Raw genomic sequence first — 19,284 nt, forward strand, 5'->3', positions numbered from 1 at the left:
CCCCCTCCTGGCTGTTCGCTCACCCCGGGGTAAGCACCCACTTGGAAGTGCGTACTTGATCGGCTCGGGGCTCGTGACCAGCCTAATCGGCATGACCCACAACGCTGAGAAGTCTCCGCTGTCCCTCCTCGGGCTGGGCGCGATGGGCGGCGCGCTCGCCCGCGCCTGGCTCGCCGCCGGGCACCCCCTGACCGTCTGGAACCGCACCCCGGGGAGGGCCGAGGCGCTGCCGGGCGCCCGTGTCGCCGCGACCGCCGCCGAGGCCGTGGCGGCGAGCGATCTCGTGGTCGTCTGCCTGCTCGACCACGCCTCGGTCGGCGAGGCCCTCGCCGACGCCGACCTGTCCGGCAAGGACCTGGTCGACCTGACCACCGGCACCCCGGAGGAGGCCCGGGCCCGCGCGCGGTGGGCCGGGGAGCGCGGCGCACGCTTCCTGGACGGCGGCGTCATGGCGGTTCCGCCCATGATCGGTGCGGCGGGCTCCGGCGCCTACGTCTTCTACAGCGGCTCCCGGGAGGTGTTCGAGGCCCACGCGGGCACGCTGGCCGTGCCCGCCGGCACCGTCTACACCGGCGAGGACCCCGGGCTCGCCGCCCTCCACGACGTGGCGCTGCTGAGCGCGATGACGGGCATGTTCGCGGGGGTGGCGCACGCCTTCGCGCTCGTCCGCGAGGAGATCCCCCCGAAGGGCTTCGCCGATCTCGTCGTGGGCTGGCTGACGGCGATGGCCCCGTACGCGTACGGCGTCGCCGACCACTTGGACAGCGGCGACTACACGAAGGACGTCACGTCCAACCTGGCCATGATGGTCCGGGGCAACGCGACCCTGCTGCGGACGGCGGAGGAGCAGAAGGTCAGCCCTGAGCTGCTCACGCCGTTCATGACCCTGATGGAGCGGCGGCTCGCGGACGGCCATGCCGACGAGGGCACCACGGGGGTGATCGACCTGCTGCGGGCCCCCTGATCTGCCCCCTGCCATCCCTGCCCTGCCTTGTCCCCCTGCCCCTGGCCGATCACGGTGGAAAGTTATCCTCGCAGGAGGATGCCGACCACGTCGTTGCGAGGTGAGGCCGTGACCGAACGCAAGCCCCTCGGAGTGGGCTTCGAGTCGTGGATCGACCGGCAGATCCGCGAGGCCACCGAGCGTGGCGAGTTCGACGATCTGCCGGGCGCCGGCAAGCCCATCCCCGGCCAGGGCAAGCCGCACGACGACATGTGGTGGATCAAGCAGAAGATGCAGGCGGAGAACCTGTCGTTCCCGCTGCCGGGGACGCTGGCGCTGCGCAAGGAGGCCGAGGAGGCGAGGGCGGAGGCGCTCGGCGCGCGCACCGAGGCCGAGGCGCGCCGGATCGCCGAGGAGATGAACGTCAAGATCCGCGACAGCTACCGACGGCCCCTGTCCGGTCCGCCCGTCGTGCAGCCGCTCATCGACGTGGACGAGATCGCCGCCGAGTGGCGGGCCCTGCATCCGGCCACCGAGAGGAAGCCCACCCCCGCGGCTGCTCCGGAGAGGCGTGCGAAGCGCTCCTTCCTCCGGTGGTTCGGCCGCCGCTGACTCGCCCGATCAAGGACCTGACGAAAGTCAGGTGAGGACCTCCCGATCGCCCGCTGTGCCGCCCCTCCGGCCGCTCTTACCGTCGTGACCCGCGAACGGAAAGCTCGGAAGGGAAACACGGTGCGGATGCGCAGGATCGCCGCGACCGCCGGCCTGGCCGGTGTGCTGCTGCTCATGACGGGGACGACGGCGAACGCCGCGACCGGGACGACGACTGGGACGACGACGACGGTGGACACCGCGACGCGGACGACAGGCCCGGCCGGGCAGCCCGGCCTGACCACGGAGTCCGTCGACCGGTACGTGCGCGACTACATCAGGCGCACGGACCTGCCCGGCGCGGTGGTGACGGTCGTCAAGGGCGACCACGTCGTGTACGCCGCCGGTCACGGCCACACGGCCGGCGGCGAGGCGATCACCAAGGACACCCCGATGCCGCTCGCCTCGGTGTCCAAGTCGTTCACGGCCCTCGCGGTGCTGCGCCTGGCCGACGAGGGCAGGATCGACCTCGACACCCCGGTCCGCCGGTATCTGCCGGAGTTCACCATGGCCGATCCCCGGGCTCAGCGGATCACCGTACGGCAGCTGCTCCAGCAGACCTCGGGCATGAGCGACCGGACCTTCCCCGACATGACGCTCCCCGCGCCGGACGATCTCAAGGGCGCCGTCGCGATGCTCGGGACGGCTCCGCTGGCGGCGGCGCCGGGCACCCGGATGATGTACCACAACCCCAACTACACGGTCGCGGCACGGCTGGCCGAGGTGGTGTCGGGCAGGCCGTTCGCCGATCTCATGGCCGCCACGGTGTTCACGCCGCTCGGCATGGCGTCCACCCGCACGGTGGACACCACCGAGGACCTGCCCGGCGCGGCCGCCGGCTACGTCCGCGCGTACGGCCGGGTGATCGAGCGCGCGCACCCGAAGTGGTTCGTCAACGGCTCCTACGGCGTCGTCAGCACGGCGGACGACCTGGCCAGGTGGCTCGTCACGCAGACCGGCGCCGGCCACGTCATCTCCCGGGACCTCGTCGAGGCCACCCAGACCCCGTCCGGTGTGGGCGGCAGCACCTACGGCATGGGCTGGGCGGCCCAGCGGACCCCCGGAGGAGCGCCGATGCTGCGGCACACCGGCTGGCTGCTCACGCACAACTCCGCGCAGACCGTCCTGCCCGGCAGCGGGTACGGCATCGCGGTCGTCACCAACACGGGGATGATCTCGGGCGACGACGCGCTGATCATCAGCGACGGCCTGGTCGACCTGATCGAGGGACGGACCGGCACGGACGCCGCGCCCTTCACGACGTCGGTGGACCCCTGGCTGGGCGCGTTGTCACTGCTCAACCTGGGTCTTGGCCTGGCCGGGGTCGTACGCGCCCCCCGCTGGACCCGCCGTCGCACCGGCCGGCCCGCGTGGCGGATGGTCGCGCGGCTGGCGCCGTACGCGCTGCCCGTCGCGTTCTACCTCGGGCTGCCGGCATTGGCCACGGTGGTGCTCAACCGGGTGGGCACGCTAAACCAGTTCACCTATGTCTGGCCCGCGCTGTACGTCTGGGCCGTCACCGGAGCGCTGGCCGCCGTCGCCGTCGTGGCCGCCCGTCTCGTCCACGCCGTACGGTCCCGGCGGCGGGCCGTTGGTAACGTCCCGGCATGAGCAGCGGTGAGCCGGGGACGATCCGCGTCCTGCTGGCGGACGACGAGGCACTGATCCGGGCCGGTATCGCGGGCATCCTGGCGACGGCCGGTGACATCGAGGTCGTCGCCGAGGCGGCCGACGGGCACGAGGCCGTCGACCTCGCCCTGCGCCACCGTCCCGCCGTCTGCCTGCTCGACATCCGGATGCCGCGCCTCGACGGTCTGGCGGCCGCCGCCGAGCTGCGCCGCGTCCTCCCCGAGGTCGCCGTCGTGATGCTCACGACGTTCAACGAGGACGACTACGTGACGAGCGCGCTCGGCTCCGGCGCGTCCGGCTTCCTCCTCAAGTCGGGTGATCCACGCGAACTGATCGCGGGGGTCCGCGCCGTCGCCGCCGGCGGCGCCTATCTCTCCCCCACCGTCACGCGGCGGGTCATCACCCGCCTCCGTGCGCGCCCGCTCGGCACGGAGGCCGCCGCCCGCGCTCTGGTGGCCGAGCTCGGCGAGCGTGAGCGGGAGGTGCTCGCGCTGGTCGGGGCCGCCCTGTCCAACGCCGAGATCGCCCGGCGCCTGCACCTCGTCGAGGGCACGGTCAAGGGGTACGTCAGCCAGATCCTCGCCCGTCTCGGCCTCCGCAACCGGGTCCAGGCCGCGATCCTCGCGTACGAGGCGGGTCTCGTGCCCGAGGCTCCGCTCGACCGGAGGGGGTGAGGCGGTGCGCACGTACCGTCTCCTCGACCTCGGTGTCTGGCTGGCCGTGTCCGCGCCGCCGGTCGCGTCGGTCGTCGACGACATCCGCGACGGCGCCCTCGGCGGTGTCCTCGGCGATGTCCTCGGCGATGTCCTCGGCGGTGTCCACGATGGCGTGCTCATGGGCGGCGACGCGCGGCGGGTGGCGGCGGCGGCCGTGGCCGTCCCGCTGTTCGCGGCCGCCACGGCGGTGAGCCGCAGGTGGCCGCTGGCGGCGCTGGCCGTACCGGTGGCGGTGAGCCTGGCCCTGGACGCGCAGATGGTCGGTCCTCTGCCCTGGACGTGGGCGGCGCTGGTGGTCTTCGGCTTCTTGGCCGGGCACCGGATGGCGAGCGCCCGCCCGGCGCTGTGGTTCTTCGCCGTCGTCGCACTCGCCGGGCTGCCGCTGTCCGCGCTCGTCCTGCGCGACCTGTGGGGCTGGCCGACACAGCTCGCCACGTTGCTGCTCTCGGTCGTCACACCCTGGCTGCTCGGCCGATGGCGCCGCCAGCGCACCGAACTGGTCCGCACGGGCTGGCGGCTCGCCGACCGGCTGGAGCGGGAGCAGCAGGCCGTCGCCGACCGCGCCCGCCTGCGGGAGAGGGCGCGCATCGCGGGCGACATGCACGACTCGCTCGGCCACGAACTGACGCTGCTCGCGGTGCGCGCGGGCGCGCTGGAACTCGATCCCGGCCTCGACCCCCGGCAGCAGGCGGCCGTACGCGAACTGCGTGAGGCCGCCGCGGCCGCCACCGAGCGGCTCCGCGAGATCATCGGCGTGCTGCGCACGGACGACGAAGGTGCCGACGTGGCGCCGCGTGAGGAGAGCGTGGAGACGCTCGTCGAGCGCGCCCGCGACTCCGGCGTGCCGATCGTCGCCGAGGACCTGGGCGGCACCGGCGACCTGGCTCCGATGACCTCGCTCGCCGTGCGCCGCGTGCTCCAGGAGTCCCTGACCAACGCCGCCAAGCACGCTCCCGGCGCGACCGTACGCGTCGCTCTCGCGTCCGATGACGGCGTCGTCACGCTCCGCGTGGCCAACGACCCCGCCCCGGCGGCCGTCGCCTCGGGTGGCTCTGGTGACACGGGTGGTTCGGGGCTCGTCGGGCTGGCGGAACGGGTGCGGCTGGCCGGCGGCGTCCTGCGGGCGGGCCCGGCCCCCGGCGGGGGTTTCGAGGTCGCCGCCCGGCTGCCCGTCGACGGCGTGCGCGCGGACGACGGGCACCCGCGGGCGGCGGGCCCCGGCACGCCCGTGACCACGTCGGCCCGGGAGCTCGACCTCGCCCGGCGGCGGGTGCGGCGGCGGCTGGCTCAGGCGGTCGTGATCCCCGTGGCCGTGCTGACCGGGATCTTCGTGCTCCTGATCCCCCTCAGTTTCGTCAGCTCGTCGTTCTCCGTCCTCGACCCCGCGACGTACGAACGGCTGAAAGTGGGCGAACCACGCGGCGACGTGCTGTCCCGGCTCCCCGCGTTCACCAGGGACGGCCCGCCGGACGGCGCTCCCGCTCCGCCACCGGGCCAGGACTGTGCGTACTACACCGTGGAGGCCGATGCCGCCCGCGCCTACCGTCTGTGCTTCGCCCGCGGCCGGCTCGTCTCGAAGGCGGTCGTCCCCGGGCCGTGACGTGCCGTTAAGCAAGATCCAAGCCGCTTCCAGGTCCGTGCCGCCATCCTCCTGACGTAGACGGCGTCCGCCGTCGGTGGACAGGAACGCGACTGGTGGGCGCCACCACGTCGCGAGACGATCAAGGGGGCTCACGTGGCCGATGCTCTCGCCCGCTTCCGGTGGCCGGCGGCCCCGCCCGGAAGCGCGGACAACCCGCTGGGCGACGTCTTCTGCGTGTCGTTCTTCCACGGGCTGGACCCCGCCGAGGTCGCGGACCGTCTCGATCCCGCCGGAGCACCGGTGCGTTCGATGACCTTCGGCGAGCTCGACGACGAGGTCGCGGAGTTCGTCGAGGGGACCGACGGCGGATACGGCGGCGGATACGTCGGTGTCACCCGGATCGGCGAGTGGAGCGTGGCGGTCGAGTTGTGCGGCTGGCACACCGCCCTGGGCGAGAACCTGGCGCGCCTCTCGCAGGGCTGCGAGGCGGTGGCCGTCGGACGCCACGACTACGCGGAACACAGCTTCCTGTACGCCGTGGACGGCGAGATCGTCACGGCGTTCACGCCGCACGCGTCGGTCAACCGCTGGGGCGGCGACCCTGATCGGCTGAAGGAGCCGATGCGCAGGGTCGGGCTGCCGCTGACCGCCACGGCCGGAAAGGCGGCCTGGGACGTGCGGTGGGACGACGCCCTCCCGAAGGCGTTCGCGCTCGCCGCCAGGATCACCGGGGTGACCCTCACCGCGGACTCCTTCGCCGGGCCGCTGCTGGTCGCCTCCGTCACCGAGTGGTCCCAGGTCTAGGTCTGTTGTCGGTGTCCTGTCGGGGGGCTCTGCTACACACGAGGCATGACCTCACCCGCCGCCCAGCAGCTCGGCATCGTGCCGTCCGTGTTCGCCGTCCAGCACCTGCCGCAGGCGACGTTCCCCGAAGACGACGACTGGATCGCGCTCGTTCGCGCCCCGGAGGGCCTCACGGTCATCCGCGAGGCCTGGCCGACGGGGTCCGGCGATCGATGGATCGGCCTGTACGGCGGGGGAACGGGACACGACCTGGACGTCCCGGGCATGCTGGCGGCCATCGTCGGCCCTCTGGCCGAGGCGGCCATCCCGGTGTTCGTCGCCTCGACCTTCCACGCCGACCTGGTCCTCGTGCCCGAGCCGAGGATCAAGGAGGCGGTCGCCGTCCTGGAGGAGGCGGGGCACCGGGTGGACACCCGCCACCTGCGCTCGCCCGGCTCCTGACGTCAGCGGGCATACCGGGATGCCGGGATGCCGGGATGCCGGGATGCCGGGATGCCGGGATGCCGGGATGCCGGGATGCCGGGTCACGGCATCAGGGGCAGCTTTCCCGCGATCTTGTCCACCCGGTTGCGCGGCCCGACCACGCTGACCGCGTAGTAATCGACGTCGTCGGCCGCGGTCTCCTTCATCGTGGCGAGGTAGTCGGCGTAGACCCGTGTGTGCTGGGCCGCGGCGGGCATGTCCGCCACGAAGCATCCGGCGGACGCCGCCGCCTTGGCACGGATGGCACGGAGCGTGGCGGCGTCCGCGGCCAGCACCGAGCACCCCGCCCAGGGCAGGCCCGGGTGCGCGCCGCCGTCGGCGTCCACCGCGTCGTCACCGAGGAGCCCGGCCACCGCCGTAGAGGTCGCCGCGGCCACGCAGACGGCGGCGTTCACGGCACGGCCCGCGGGAAGGTCGCCGTCGACCACGATCACCCATTTGAGGCGGGCCGCCCGGGTCGGGAGGGCCGGGTCGATCTCCTCGGGGACGAACCCGACACCCGTGGTCGCTCCTTCATCGGCTTTCATGCCGTTCCCCTATCCATGCGTTCGGATGTACGCCGTTGATGCTAGGCATCCGTACGATTAGTCTGCAACAAACCCGTACTTGTATCGAACGAAGGGGCTCAGAGGCGGGCATGGACGAACTTGATAAGGCGATCCTGGCGGAACTCCAGTCGGATGCACGGAAGACCAACCGTGACGTCGCCGCCGCGGTCGGGGTCTCGCCGACCACGGCACTCGACCGTACGCGGGCGCTCCGGCAGCGCGGCGTCATCCGGGGAGCGATCCTCGACGTCGACCTCGCGGCGATCGGGCGTCCGGTCCAGGCCCTCATCGCCATCCGCGTACGTCCCCCCTCGCGGCGCAACATCGAGGGCTTCCGCAACTGGGTCAGCGCGCTCCCCGACACCCTGGGCGTCTACGTGACGACCGGCACGGAGGACTTCATCGTGCACGTCGCCGTGCCGGACAACGCCAGCCTGTACGCGTTCGTGATCGACAAGCTCACCGAGCGGGCCGAGGTCGCCGACGTCCGCACGTCGATCGTCTACGAGCACATCCGCAACACCCGGATCGGTCCGACCGGGCCGTGATCCGTTCCTCGGCGGCGCCGGTGACGGTGTGAGCCCGGCGGGCGCCCTCCGGCTCCGGTCCGGCCTTCCGGAAATCCGATTGCCAGTCCCCCCGGGGCTGCGAATACTCCTCTTGGTCATCCGTACGGCGATATCGAACGACGAGGTGGGTGAGCATCGTGGGGACGAGGTTGCGGAGGCTGCACGCGGACGGGCGGGAGTTCGCGTGGACGGCGCAGATCAACCACGTGGCAGGCGAGCGTGACTGTCACCGATGCGTCCGCCTCCGCGTCTGGGGCGCCGGGAAGAACAGCCGCGTACTGCAGGCGGATCTGTTGTCCACGGCCGTCCTGCCGTGGGGGTGCGCGACCGACGGCGCCTACCCGACGCCCAAGGATGTGCGCAGAGTCGTCGACTACGCCATGACGCATGGGTGGGACCCCGACCTCGCCGGCGGGACCTTCTTCCTGAGTGAGAGCGAACACGCCGCCGCGTTCGAACTGGACGACTTCCTTCTCACCGATCGCCTTGCGGACGACGGGGCGCCGGATCCGACCGAGCGGGTGTTCCGCGCCCGCGACAAGCGTGAGAACGGTGCGGCCGCGCCTGTGCCCGACCGACAGGACAAGGTCGTCTGATCGGGCGCCGATAACTACTATTGATCACCGCGTGCACGGTGTCGTTCAGCTTCTCCCGGGCGCGGGCCACGAGAGCGCGGTGGGCGGTGGTTCGTCTCCCGCCGAGTCCCGGTGCGCACGGGCGATTGAGGGGGGTGACCCGGATGGGCCTGAACATCGAGAGCCGGTCGTCCGACTCGCCGTACATCGAGCGGGTGTGGCGGAGCAGCAGCCGTGACGTCGAGCAGATGACGGCGGTCGCGACGGCGCATTGGGATCTGGTCTTCTGGGAGCATCGCGGCCAGGTGAGCGCGTCCGTCCAGGGGCCGGAGTCGAAGGCGAGTTCGGCCCCCGTTCCCGAGGAGGCCACGTTCTTCGGGATCAGCTTCTCTCTCGGCACGTCGATGCCCCACCTTCCGGCCGGCCGGCTCGTGGACGGTTCGGCGGAGATTCCCGATGTGACGCGCAGGTCCTTCTGGTTGAAGGGTTCCACCTGGCACCTGCCCGACTACGACAACGCCGAGGCCTTCGTCCAGCGGCTGGTGCGTGAGGGTGTCGTGGAGCGCGACCCGCTCGTCGCCGCGGTGGCCGGCGGCGCGTCGCCGGACGTGTCCGAACGCACCGTGCAGCGGCGCTTCGTGACGGCGACCGGGCTCACCCGCGGCACCGTGCGGCAGATCGACCGCGCCCGGCGGGCGGCGGTCCTGATCCAGGAGGGCGTGCCGGTCCACGACGTGATTTACCGCCTCGGCTACTTCGACCAGCCGCACCTGGCGCGGTCCCTGAGCCGTTACATCGGGCGCACCGCCACCCAGTTGAGCGAGCGGAATCCGGCGCAGCCGCTGTCACTCCTCTACACGCCCTGACCGCTCGCCCCCGGGCACCGGCCCGACGTCGCCGGAGCGGCGGCCGTACGGCTCCGCGGCGTGCGGGTCAGAAGTGCGTGGTGACGCCGAACGCCGCACGCAGGCTGGCCATGTCCTCCAGGTCGCGGTCCCTCGGCTCGTAGCCCTGGTGGAAGGCGACCTGCTGGCCGACGGACAGGCAGCGCACCCGCACACCCTCGATCGTGCCCGTGACGAAAGCCGCGGCAGGGTAGTGAAGCACGGCGCCGCGGTCGTCCAGGTGCTGCACGGCCGAACCGTCCTCCGCGACATGCAGCGGATGGAGATCGAGCTCGTGCCCGTGGCCGTCGGCCATGACGAACCTGGCCGGTCGCCCGGGCACCACGCCGGGCCGTTCGGCGTACCCGAGCGACTCCAACTCGCCGATCACCAGCCGCTCCTGTTCGGCGCGGTGGAGCAGGTCGAGGTCGTGATGCTCCCGGGTGACGCGCCCGACCAGGACGTCGATTCCCCAGCCGCCGGCGACCCAGACATCGCATCCGGTGGCGTGCAGCGCGTTCAGCACCCGCAGCATCTCGCCGAGTGACAGCACCGGTTCACCGCCTCTCTTCCCGATCTTCGACCACGCTATCCCGGCGACGGGTAGCGCGGGCAGTGGAGAAGGTCCGCCGCCGGGCCGCGGCACCCGAGTTCACGGCGCGGGCTCGGCCCGCACCTGCTCGAAGAGCTGAGTCAGCCGCCCGAGCCCCGCCGCGGTCCGCAGCACGTCGGAGTAGTCGCGCAGGTGGACGATACGGCCGTCGCGGGCACGCAGGACGAGCACGAATCGGGAAGAGAACGGCTGCCCGGTCGCAGGGTTCACGCCGTCCATCTCGCCCTCGGAGATGACCACTTCGGCGTCGGCCGTCTCGTGGACGCACATCGCGCCAAATCCGGTCAGCGGCGGCTCGGAGACCGACGCCCACGCCGCCCTGAAGCCTGCGCGGATCTCCGCGCGCCCGTCGTACCGCTGCGACTCACCGCGATGCGGGGCCCAGAACACGAACTCGTAGGTCGCCTCGTCGGCGAACAGGTCGGCGAGCGAGTCGGGCGAGAAGTCCAGCATCGCCTGGTGGAAGCGGTCGAGCAGCTGTCGTGGAGTCGCGAGCACGCTGTCCCCTTCATCGCTGCGAGCGTTGGCTCAACAAACGTAGACCGAAGCAGAACCCTCGGTCAACAAGCGTGGAGCCGATCCGACTCTCCTGATTACTCGTCGGTAACCAGAATTCAAGCAGGCGTCAAGCACCGGAAACTACTAATGATCACCGAGTTCGGGGGGTTTGGTCAGCAGGGCGATGAGCCGCCCTCCGTCAGTGCATCGGATACGGCAGGTCCAGTGACACGAGAGTTGTTCGGCGATGCGTTCGCCGATTCGAGACGAATCAGCGGAGGACGGCTATGACGCTGGAACGCCGGCCGGTCAGATCCCGGTCCAACGGCGCTGTCCGAGGTGTCGCCTCATGGATTTCCGGCACCTCCGTCACGCCGAACCAGATCTCCTGCGCCAGCGTGGTGTTCGCGGGTCTGGCGGGCTGGGCGCTGTCCGGGGCGCCGGGATGGGCCGGATACCTGGCCGCCGCGGTGCTCATCCAGCTGAGGCTGCTGTGCAACGTGCTGGACGGCCTCGTCGCGGTCGAGGGCGGGAAGAAGTCCCCGACCGGCGCGCTCTACAACGAGTTTCCGGATCGCGTCGCCGACTCGCTCGTCATCGTCGGGGCGGGCTACGGCGCGGGACTGCCGGAGGTCGGGTGGCTCGCCGCGCTTCTCGCCGTGACCACCGCGTACGTCCGGGTGTTCGGGGGTGCGCTCGGCTTCGAGCAGGAGTTTCTCGGCCCGATGGCCAAGCAGCACCGGATGGCCGTCCTGTCGGCCGGCTGCCTCGTGGGCGCGGCCGAGTCCCTCCTGACGGCGACGCAGTACTCGCTCAAGGCGGCGACAGTGGTCGTGGCCGTCGGCTCGGCCGTCACGTGCTGGACCCGCGGTCGCGCCGTCGCCAGGAGATTGCGGGCCGCCGGTGTCTAGTCTCCTCAGGATGGCGCTGGTCTGGCTGGTCCGGATCGTCGTCGGCGCCCACCCCCGGTACCTGTCCGCCCTGGCGACCGGCCGCCAGCGGATCTATTTCTCGAACCACACCAGCCACGTCGACACGATGGCGATCCTCGCCGCGCTTCCCGCGCGGCTCCGCGGAAACGTCCGTCCGGTGGCGGCGCGCGACTACTGGGACTCCTCACCGCTCAGGAGCTTCGTCGCGCGGCGCGTGCTCGACGTCGTCTTCGTCGACCGGCGGCGGCAGGGGGCGGGCGACCCGCTCGACCCGCTGCGGGAGGCGCTGCGCGAGGGGGCCTCGCTGGTGATCTTCCCCGAGGGGACTCGGGGGGCGGGGCCGGAGCCCGGGCCGTTCCGGAGCGGGATATTCCGGCTCGCACGGGACTTCCCCGACGTCGAGCTCGTCCCCGTGAATCTGTCGAACCTCGATCGCGTCATGCCCAAGGGAAAGGTGATCCCCGTTCCCCTCCTGTGCCGGGTGGGGTTCGGCGCGCCGCTCGAGCGGGTGCCCGGCGAAGAGAAGGACGCTTTCCTCGAACGCGCTCGGGGCGCGGTCATCACGATCGGAAACACCTGACATGCCACACGTCTTCTGGATGACGATCACCGGAATGGTGACACTGCTCACCGGGGCGACGACGGTGGGAGCGGTCCTGGCCCGTCGCACCGGCCCGGGGAACACGACGGTGCTGAACCTCAACCAGCGAATCAACGCCTGGTGGGTCATGATCGCCGTCGCCGGCACCGCGATCGTCGCGGGCAGCCACGCGACCATCGTGCTGTTCGCGCTGTGCTCGTTCTTCGCGCTCCGCGAGTTCATCACGCTGACCGCGACCAAGGACGCCGACTACTGGTCGTTACTGCTGGCGTTCTACGTCGCGCTTCCGGTCCAGTTCGCGCTGCTCGGGCTCCGTTGGTACGGGCTTTTCTCGATTTTCATCCCGGTCTATGTGTTCTTCGTCGTCTCGGCCGCCGCCGCGCTGTCGCAGGACACCTCCGACTTCCTCGAGCGCAACGCCAAAATCCAGTGGGCGCTGATGGTGTGCGTCTACGGCCTCAGCCACGCCCCCGCGCTGCTGATGCTGGAGATTCCCGGCTACTACGCCGGCAACGGCCCCCTGCTGCTGTTCTTCCTGCTGGTCGTGCAGTCGAGCGACGTCTTCCAGTACGTGTGCGGCAAGCTCTGGGGCCGCACGCCGCTGTCGCCGAAGGTGAGCCCTTCCAAGACCGTCGAAGGGCTCGTCGGGGGCGGCCTGGCGGCGGTGCTGCTCGGCGTGCTGCTGCACGGGCTGACGCCGTTCACCCCCTGGCAGGCCGCGCTGATGTCGCTCGCGATCGTGGCGGCCGGTGTGATCGGCGGTCTGGTGCTGTCGGCGGTGAAGCGCTCGCTCGGTGCCAAGGACTGGGGCGAGATGCTGGCCGGTCACGGCGGAATGCTCGACCGGGTGGACTCACTGTGCTTCGCCGCACCGCTGTTCTTCCACCTGACCCGGTACTTCTTCGTCCCCTGACCCGTACCGCCGTGCGGTGGCACGGCCCCGCAGGTGCCGGTGCGTGTTGGTGAACTCTTGAACAATTCACGATCGAGCTGTTAGCGTCACCAACCAACTCTAAAGGCTGGATTCAGGGCCATTCCGGACTTTCGATGCCGGAACCAGCCAGACCGCGACGATAGCGCCGCGGTCTCACCGTTCTAGGAGCAACCCATGCAGCATGCCCTGCCCAAGCGACGCCTCGCGGCCACCGCCGCGGCGTTCGCCATGGTGGGTGCCGCCTTCCTCGGAGGCGCGACCGGCTCGGCCAGCGCGGCCACCACCGACGAGCCGACGTCGACACCGGTCAACGTGGACATCCCCGACGGGATGCTCATGAGCTACGTCGTCAACGCCCGGATCGCCAACCCCGGCCAGACGCGTCTCGTCGAGCGCGCGGTCGAGGCCGCCGGAGGCGTCGTCGTCCAGTCCTGGCCCGAGATCGGCGTGGTCGTCGCCCACTCCGACCGCGCGGCCTTCCGCGTGAACGTCACCGCCAAGGGTGGCAACGCGGTCGCCTCCGTCGGCGCCACCCGCACGGCCGGGGTCTCCGAGGGAACGCCGGCAGACCTGGCCGCGCCGTGGGGCCCGGGCGCCAACGGGTACAAGAAGGGCGCCAAGAAGCCGGTCAACGGCGACATCCCGTCCGACCCGCAGCCCGGCGAGAGCCTCGACCCCAACGAGGGCGTCCAGTGGGACATGCAGATGATCAAGGCTCCGCAGGCGCAGGCGATCTCCGACGGCAATCGGAACGTCCTCGTCGGGGTGCTCGACAGCGGCATCTCGCCGACACACCCGGACCTCAAGGCCAACATCGACGTCGCGAACTCGGTCAACTGCAGTAACGTCGGCCGCCCGGACCAGACGCCGCTGGCCTGGCGTCCGACGACGAGCGACCACGGTACGCACGTCGCCGGCACCATCGCCGCCGCCCGCAACAACATCGGCATCGTGGGTGTCGCGCCCAACGTCCGCATGGCGTCCGTCAAGGTCGTCAACGACGACGGCTTCATCTATCCGGAGTACGCCGTCTGCGGCTTCATGTGGGCGGGTCAGAAGCACATGGACGTCACGAACAACTCCTACTACGTCGACCCGTTCGAGTTCTGGTGTGACGACCAGCCCGACCAGGCCGCCAGCAAGGAGGCCGTCCGGCGCGCCGTGCGGTGGGCCACCGAGCAGGGCGTCGTCAACGTCGCCGCGGCGGGCAACTCCAACTACGACATGGCCAACAAGACCGTGGACAAGGGCAGCCCCAACGACGCGCCGCAGCCGACCGTGCGCACGATCAACAGCGGCTGCAACGACATCCCGGCCGAGCTCGACGGCGTCGTGACGGTCGCGTCCCTGCAGCGCGTGGGCACCACGCTGGACAGCGTCCGGTCGTCCTTCTCCAACTACGGCCTCGGCAAGATCGACGTCGCGGCTCCCGGCTCGTCGATCTACTCGACGACGTGGAACACCCGTACGGGGATCGACGGCTACGGCACCAAGAGCGGTACGTCGATGGCGAGCCCGCACGTCGCCGGCGTCATGGCACAGATGAAGTCGGCGCACCCGTCATGGTCGCCGAACCAGATGATCAGCGAGCTCAAGGCGCGGGCCGTGCCCAAGCCCTGCCCGCTGAACACCGCGGCCTGCACCGGCACCGTCGACGACAACAGCTTCTTCGGCGCCGGCGTCGTCGACACCCTCGCGGTCATCCAGTGAGCTGACCCCCGGCATCACCTGAGTGACACTCTCACGCGGGGCCTGCACCGTCACGACGGTGCAGGCCCCGTGCCGTACGGCGACGAGGAATGTCATCCACACGGCCGGCGCGGCGGCTGACGACTGCCGCAGAACTCGGCGATGTAGGCCTTGTCCATCAGCGCGATCTGGTTCTCCGCTCCCCCACTGCCATTGATCACCCAGGCGAGCGTGTGGGTACCGCGCGACCGCGCGGTCACGCCGGTGAGATAACCATCGAGCATTCCGCCGTGGCCGTACACGGTGATCCCGCAGGGGAGCTTCATAATGATCACGCCGAGGCCGTCCGGCCGCCCGTGGTCCGAGGAGGTCGACCGGCGCATCCTTCGTCCGCTCGGTTTGCGGGACACCAGTGGACGTTCCGGACCCGCATTCCGAGGGTTACGACCGGTACCCCGACGGCACGCTCGTCGACGTCACCCGAACCCGTGCGCCCTACACCGCCGACGCCGCCGAAGCCATCATCTCGACCACCGCCGACCTCGACCGGTTCTATCGCGCTCTCCTCAGCGGCAGGCAGGCCACCCTCAACCCTGCCGCGGCGAGCGAGGCACAGGAGGACGTATGCGAGATGCTGCATAAGCTTGAGTGGACACCGTGGGCGCTGTTAGCTTCACCCGGTGGACGACATGCCCGCACGGGCGGAGGCGATCGAGGACTTCGCGGCGGCACTGCGAGAACTTCGCAAATCGGTCGGCAACCCACCGTTCCGAGAAATGTCTGGCCGGTCGGGGGCGATCTCCCACACGACGTTGCACGAGGCCACGAAGGGTAACCGGCTCCCGAGTTGGGAGACCACCGTCGAGTTCGTCAAGGCGTGCGGCGCAGACTCGGCCGCGTACCGTGAACGCTGGGAGAGGGCGAATTCAGCGGTCAGATCGGCGAGCGCCGGAGATCCTTCAAGCCGCGGGGGCACCTTGCGGGCCGGTCCGCCTGATGGTCTCGAAGCCTCCGCCACGGACATCGCGGAAGATCGTGCCGTGCCCGGCGCCACCGGGCCACAAGCCCCACGATCGGCTGGTGAAACCCCGGCATCTCCGCCTACGCCGCCACGGCCCGACGAGATCGCGGGCGACGTCCAGCCTGTCCCCTCTGTGCCAGAGGGCCGGAGGCGATTCCGACCAACCCTCCCGGCCGCGGCCGCGCTCGCAGTAGCGGCCGCCGGTGTGGCGACAGTGGTCCTCATCGCGGTCGCCGTCAATCGTGGCTCCGGGACCGACGGGCACAACGTGAACCCGTCCGAGAGCGCATCGAAGACCGGGCTGTCGGCAGCCGACTGCCCGGTGCGCGCCACCAACCCGCCGTGGAGCCCGCCTGTGCACGAGGGTGATTCGGCGAAGTTCATCGGAGACATCACGCTGCCCGACTGCACGCGCGTCGGCTCCCGCCAGACCGTGACCAAGGTATGGCGGCTCAAGAACGCTGGGACCGTGCCGTGGAAGGGATATTCGCTGCATCGCATCGACCTCCCGCAGCAACCCGATCAATGCCAGACCGTCCCCGACGTACCGATAAAGGACACGCGCCCCGGAGAGATGGTCGACATCCGGACCGACATCACCACGCCGACGAAGCCAGGCTTGTGCTATGTGCGGTTCAAGATGATGGAGGGCTCGGGACGGGTCGCGTTTCCCGGAGGCCGGCCACTCAACTTCCAGGTCATCGTCGGCTGACGACTGTTCCCCGCCGTGCACGACACGGCGGGAAACAGGGACGGACCGCCTCCCGCTGCTCAGGACGTGAGAGCGATCCCCTTGTAGTAGTACCTGAGGATCCTGGAGTAGCTCCAGCCCGCCTCGGCCTTGTCGCGAGAGCCGTTCTGCGACATCCAGTCGCCGGTCACCCAGTGGCGGCAGGCCGTCGTCGTGGAGCAGTACTGCGCCTTGAAGATCTTCCCGTTGCGCGTCATCCGGATGCCCCAGGTCGCGTCCACCGCGGCGTTCGTCGCCGCCGTCGCCGAACCCGGCTTGTACATCTGGCTGGACGTGTGGTCGGTGACGTCGTAGCACTGGCCGCTGGGCGTCTTGCTCGCCGACCTCAGCGCCCAGTACCAGCCGAAGTTCTTGACCGCGATCGCCCCGGCCCGGAGAGACTCCCTCGGCCAGTGCGACCGCCACTCGTTCGGCAGGACGTTCTTGATGTAGGTCTTGAACTCCACCCGGTCCACGCGGTTGAGGGATTCCCGGTAGACGAGGATCGTCGTGGGCAGCCTGCTGTCCGTGCCGTCGGTCTTGCACCCGGTCGGCGGCGCGGAGCTCAGGAACCGGTGGGAGGCGTTCTGGTTCTTGAGGCCGGGCTTGAGGTTGCCCTTGGCGCCCGGCCCGAAGTCCTGGTAGACGCTGCCGCCGTAGTTGCTGTTGAAGTAGACCCGGACGGTCTTGCCGCTACGGTTCCAGACCGAGGCCGCGGCGTTCTTGACGCACTTGCCCTTGCCGGTGCCCGGTCCCTTGAAGTCGTAGCAGGAGGGCTGCCGGGTGCCGTAGTCGCCGACCGATCCGGTGAAGTCCGAGACCGATCCCTGGTTGTCGCTGTTGAAGTAGTAACAGAACTCGCCGGTCTCACACACGCCGTTGCGGGTGGCCGCCGAGGCGGGCGAAGCGGCGGCGAGCACCGCCGCGCCGACCACCAGCGCGGCGGCCGCCGCGGCGGGCCGCGAGATCAGCCGTGCAGTTCGTGGAGACACAGTCGCCTTCCTCTTCTTGGGGGCCGCGGTGCGCTAGCGGACGTTGTAGCCCTGGGAGTTCCAGAACGAGTTCGGGTTCGGGTTGCTCAGATTCGGGTCGCGGACGCTCTTGGCGGCGAGCTTCTGCCGTCCAGGACGCATCTCGACGTGGGTGTGCGCGGCGCTGCGGGACGACACGCCGTGCCACGCCTCGTCCGCGATGATCTGGCCGCGCGCGATCTGCTGGCCCACACGCAGCGAGGACAGCGGAGCGGAGTGCAGGTAGATGATCGTCTTGTTCAGCGAGGCGTTGTAGATGGCGATCGTGGAGAGCCCGGAGCCGCCGTTGCGCCCGTGCACGACGTTGATGATCTGACCGCTGACCAGGGCGTGGACATCCGAACCCTCGCTGCGCTTGAGGTCGATACCCTCGTGCCGGCCAGAGGTGTGGACGTAACCGTCGAATCCGCAGCTGATGTAGCCGCCGCCGGTCTGGTACAGCGCGTACGACATGTTGACACGCGCCGATGACGACGGGCCGAACTGGTGGGAGGCGTTCTGGTTCTTCAGGCCGGGCTTGAGGTTGCCCTTGGCGCCCGGCCCGAAGTCCTGGTAGACGCTGCCGCCGTAGTTGCTGTTGAAGTAGACCCGGACGGTCTTGCCGCTACGGTTCCAGACCGAGGCCGCGGCGTTCTTGACGCACTTGCCCTTGCCGGTGCCCGGTCCCTTGAAGTCGTAGCAGGAGGGCTGCCGGGTGCCGTAGTCGCCGACCGATCCGGTGAAGTCCGAGACCGATCCCTGGTTGTCGCTGTTGAAGTAGTAACAGAACTCGCCGGTCTCACACACGCCGTTGCGGGTGGCCGCCGAGGCGGGCGAAGCGGTGGCGAGCACCGCCGCGCCGACCGCCGCCGCGACGAGGATCTTGTCAAGCGTTCCCATGGTGTTCTCCTTCGTGTCTGTGCAGGCTGGGTCTCGGATGGTCAGCGGCGCTGGTACTCCTCCCAGGTGCGGAAGGTCACCTTTGGGCCGTCGTCCGGGCCACGGCCGGCGAGCCCGTTCAGACCGAGGTAGTAGTCACCGATCTGATGCTGGGCCTGGCTGGAGAGGTCGGTGTCGTTGATCGCGGCGGCGTGGATGTGCCACGGCCAGTCGGCTTGGTCGGGGCTACGCACCCATGCCGCGAAGCCGACACGTCGCAGCGCACGGACGACGGCGGTGCGGGTGGCGGAGTCCATCCCCTTGACCGAGATGTCGACGACGCCGCCGCCGTCGTGGGTGCCCGCGGACGTGGGGTCGCCGCCGCGGTTGTACGACCCCTGCAACAGCACGAGGTCGCGGCCGAACAGCCGCTTCGCCTCTGCCAGCATGCTCCGCGTACGGGTGTCGACGACGACGCCGCCGGCGGACACCCGGGTGCCCGGCCCGATGATGTGGGTGACCGTGAAACGGCCGGCTCCGAGCCTGGTGAGCGACGCCTTGCCCGGAAGGCCGTTGGCGGCGAGACCAGTGAGGCCGAGCGACCTCTGGAACTTCGCGAAGGCGACGACCGTCGTGGTGCCGAAATAACCGTCCACCCACTTCGCGTCGAGCAGGTGCCGGTCGCGCAGCGCCCGCTCAACGAGGAGCACGCTGGCCTTGGCGCCCGGGGTCAGCGTGTCGTCAGACCGCCGCGGGTCGATCTGGGCCGCCTTGACAGTGGCTTCCATGTTCACGCTCGGAAGGGCCCTGGCGTCGGCTGCCTGTGCCGCCGACATCCCGGACGCCCCGGTCATGCAAGCGAGCAGGGCGGCCGCCCCGAGGGCGGCGGCGCATGCAGGCAGCTTCATCGTTTCTCCTGGTGTCGAACGCCGGCAGGTGACTCCTGCGGCGGATCCACGGTTTCGGATCGCTCACGCCGTCCACAAGGAGATC

The 19,284-nt window shown here is 70.4% G+C and carries 22 protein-coding genes; 15 read left to right on the plus strand and 7 right to left on the minus strand.

Annotated features, from left to right (window positions below):
- Window positions 1–91: 91 nt before the first annotated feature.
- The 7 genes from ACWEQG_RS14745 (at window position 92) to ACWEQG_RS14775 (ending at window position 6,766) form a co-directional block, all read left to right on the plus strand.
- On the plus strand, window positions 92–964 hold the full coding sequence (locus ACWEQG_RS14745; protein WP_452284857.1) for an NAD(P)-dependent oxidoreductase: 873 nt from the start codon (window positions 92–94) through the stop codon (window positions 962–964).
- Between the two features lie 108 nt (window positions 965–1,072).
- Window positions 1,073–1,555 carry a DnaJ family domain-containing protein gene (locus ACWEQG_RS14750; protein WP_452284859.1) on the plus strand — a complete coding sequence of 161 codons (483 nt, stop codon included), beginning with the start codon at window positions 1,073–1,075 and terminating at the stop codon, window positions 1,553–1,555.
- A 126-nt stretch (window positions 1,556–1,681) separates the two neighbouring features.
- Complete coding sequence (locus ACWEQG_RS14755) at window positions 1,682–3,205, plus strand: serine hydrolase domain-containing protein (protein WP_452285112.1); 1,524 nt, start codon at window positions 1,682–1,684, stop codon at window positions 3,203–3,205.
- The gene (locus ACWEQG_RS14760; protein ID WP_452284861.1) at window positions 3,202–3,897 is read left to right on the plus strand and encodes a response regulator; all 696 of its coding nucleotides are present in this window, start codon (window positions 3,202–3,204) and stop codon (window positions 3,895–3,897) included. The genes ACWEQG_RS14755 and ACWEQG_RS14760 overlap by 4 nt, the downstream gene beginning before the upstream one ends.
- 4 nt (window positions 3,898–3,901) lie before the next feature.
- Window positions 3,902–5,539 (plus strand): sensor histidine kinase, encoded by a 1,638-nt coding sequence (locus tag ACWEQG_RS14765; protein WP_452284863.1) that lies wholly within the window; start codon window positions 3,902–3,904, stop codon window positions 5,537–5,539.
- A 135-nt stretch (window positions 5,540–5,674) separates the two neighbouring features.
- Window positions 5,675–6,325, plus strand: coding sequence for a DUF6461 domain-containing protein (locus tag ACWEQG_RS14770; RefSeq protein WP_363470156.1), 651 nt, complete (start codon window positions 5,675–5,677; stop codon window positions 6,323–6,325).
- Window positions 6,326–6,370: 45 nt separating this feature from the next.
- Window positions 6,371–6,766 (plus strand): ACT domain-containing protein, encoded by a 396-nt coding sequence (locus tag ACWEQG_RS14775; RefSeq protein ID WP_452284865.1) that lies wholly within the window; start codon window positions 6,371–6,373, stop codon window positions 6,764–6,766.
- A gap of 83 nt (window positions 6,767–6,849) precedes the next feature.
- Here ACWEQG_RS14775 and ACWEQG_RS14780 read toward each other — a convergent pair whose 3' ends face one another.
- Complete coding sequence (locus tag ACWEQG_RS14780) at window positions 6,850–7,335, minus strand: DUF2000 domain-containing protein (RefSeq protein ID WP_452284867.1); 486 nt, start codon at window positions 7,333–7,335, stop codon at window positions 6,850–6,852.
- A gap of 110 nt (window positions 7,336–7,445) precedes the next feature.
- Between ACWEQG_RS14780 and ACWEQG_RS14785 the strand changes: the two genes are divergently transcribed.
- The 3 genes from ACWEQG_RS14785 (at window position 7,446) to ACWEQG_RS14795 (ending at window position 9,366) form a co-directional block, all read left to right on the plus strand.
- Window positions 7,446–7,904 (plus strand): Lrp/AsnC family transcriptional regulator, encoded by a 459-nt coding sequence (locus tag ACWEQG_RS14785; RefSeq protein ID WP_452284869.1) that lies wholly within the window; start codon window positions 7,446–7,448, stop codon window positions 7,902–7,904.
- A 158-nt stretch (window positions 7,905–8,062) separates the two neighbouring features.
- Complete coding sequence (locus ACWEQG_RS14790) at window positions 8,063–8,521, plus strand: hypothetical protein (protein ID WP_452284871.1); 459 nt, start codon at window positions 8,063–8,065, stop codon at window positions 8,519–8,521.
- 143 nt (window positions 8,522–8,664) lie between these two features.
- Window positions 8,665–9,366: a helix-turn-helix domain-containing protein gene (locus ACWEQG_RS14795; protein WP_452284873.1), complete on the plus strand. Its 702-nt coding sequence runs from the start codon at window positions 8,665–8,667 to the stop codon at window positions 9,364–9,366.
- 67 nt (window positions 9,367–9,433) lie between these two features.
- Here the strand turns inward: ACWEQG_RS14795 and ACWEQG_RS14800 are convergent, their stop codons facing one another.
- Together ACWEQG_RS14800 and ACWEQG_RS14805 are read right to left on the minus strand one after the other, a co-directional pair.
- Window positions 9,434–9,937 carry a nucleotidyltransferase domain-containing protein gene (locus ACWEQG_RS14800; protein WP_452284875.1) on the minus strand — a complete coding sequence of 168 codons (504 nt, stop codon included), beginning with the start codon at window positions 9,935–9,937 and terminating at the stop codon, window positions 9,434–9,436.
- Window positions 9,938–10,036: 99 nt separating this feature from the next.
- Window positions 10,037–10,495 (minus strand): nuclear transport factor 2 family protein, encoded by a 459-nt coding sequence (locus ACWEQG_RS14805; protein WP_452284877.1) that lies wholly within the window; start codon window positions 10,493–10,495, stop codon window positions 10,037–10,039.
- 287 nt (window positions 10,496–10,782) lie between these two features.
- Between ACWEQG_RS14805 and ACWEQG_RS14810 the strand changes: the two genes are divergently transcribed.
- From ACWEQG_RS14810 to ACWEQG_RS14825, 4 genes are all read left to right on the plus strand, one after another.
- Window positions 10,783–11,406 carry a CDP-alcohol phosphatidyltransferase family protein gene (locus tag ACWEQG_RS14810; RefSeq protein ID WP_452284879.1) on the plus strand — a complete coding sequence of 208 codons (624 nt, stop codon included), beginning with the start codon at window positions 10,783–10,785 and terminating at the stop codon, window positions 11,404–11,406.
- Between the two features lie 10 nt (window positions 11,407–11,416).
- A complete protein-coding gene (locus ACWEQG_RS14815) occupies window positions 11,417–12,007 on the plus strand; it encodes a lysophospholipid acyltransferase family protein (protein ID WP_452284881.1) in 591 nt (196 codons plus the stop codon).
- 1 nt (window position 12,008) lies between these two features.
- Window positions 12,009–12,941 carry a phosphatidate cytidylyltransferase gene (locus ACWEQG_RS14820; protein WP_363467659.1) on the plus strand — a complete coding sequence of 311 codons (933 nt, stop codon included), beginning with the start codon at window positions 12,009–12,011 and terminating at the stop codon, window positions 12,939–12,941.
- A 195-nt stretch (window positions 12,942–13,136) separates the two neighbouring features.
- Window positions 13,137–14,672: a S8 family peptidase gene (locus tag ACWEQG_RS14825; protein WP_452284883.1), complete on the plus strand. Its 1,536-nt coding sequence runs from the start codon at window positions 13,137–13,139 to the stop codon at window positions 14,670–14,672.
- A 92-nt stretch (window positions 14,673–14,764) separates the two neighbouring features.
- On the opposite strand, the gene ACWEQG_RS14830 is transcribed toward ACWEQG_RS14825, so the two are convergent.
- Window positions 14,765–15,034, minus strand: a complete 270-nt coding sequence (locus ACWEQG_RS14830) for a hypothetical protein (RefSeq protein ID WP_452284886.1) — start codon at window positions 15,032–15,034, stop codon at window positions 14,765–14,767.
- A 306-nt stretch (window positions 15,035–15,340) separates the two neighbouring features.
- Here ACWEQG_RS14830 and ACWEQG_RS14835 point away from each other — a divergent pair, with 306 nt between their 5' ends.
- Complete coding sequence (locus tag ACWEQG_RS14835; RefSeq protein ID WP_452285114.1) at window positions 15,341–16,384, plus strand: NBR1-Ig-like domain-containing protein; 1,044 nt, start codon at window positions 15,341–15,343, stop codon at window positions 16,382–16,384.
- Between the two features lie 59 nt (window positions 16,385–16,443).
- Here ACWEQG_RS14835 and ACWEQG_RS14840 read toward each other — a convergent pair whose 3' ends face one another.
- From ACWEQG_RS14840 to ACWEQG_RS14850, 3 genes are read right to left on the minus strand one after another with little or no spacing between them, the layout of a single operon-like run.
- Window positions 16,444–17,394, minus strand: a complete 951-nt coding sequence (locus tag ACWEQG_RS14840) for a SpoIID/LytB domain-containing protein (RefSeq protein ID WP_452284888.1) — start codon at window positions 17,392–17,394, stop codon at window positions 16,444–16,446.
- A 33-nt stretch (window positions 17,395–17,427) separates the two neighbouring features.
- Window positions 17,428–18,312 (minus strand): peptidase inhibitor family I36 protein, encoded by an 885-nt coding sequence (locus ACWEQG_RS14845; protein ID WP_452284890.1) that lies wholly within the window; start codon window positions 18,310–18,312, stop codon window positions 17,428–17,430.
- Between the two features lie 41 nt (window positions 18,313–18,353).
- On the minus strand, window positions 18,354–19,199 hold the full coding sequence (locus tag ACWEQG_RS14850; protein WP_452284892.1) for a peptidoglycan-binding domain-containing protein: 846 nt from the start codon (window positions 19,197–19,199) through the stop codon (window positions 18,354–18,356).
- Between the last annotated feature and the right edge of the window lie 85 nt (window positions 19,200–19,284).

The sequence above is a fragment of the Microbispora sp. NPDC004025 genome, assembly GCF_053604425.1.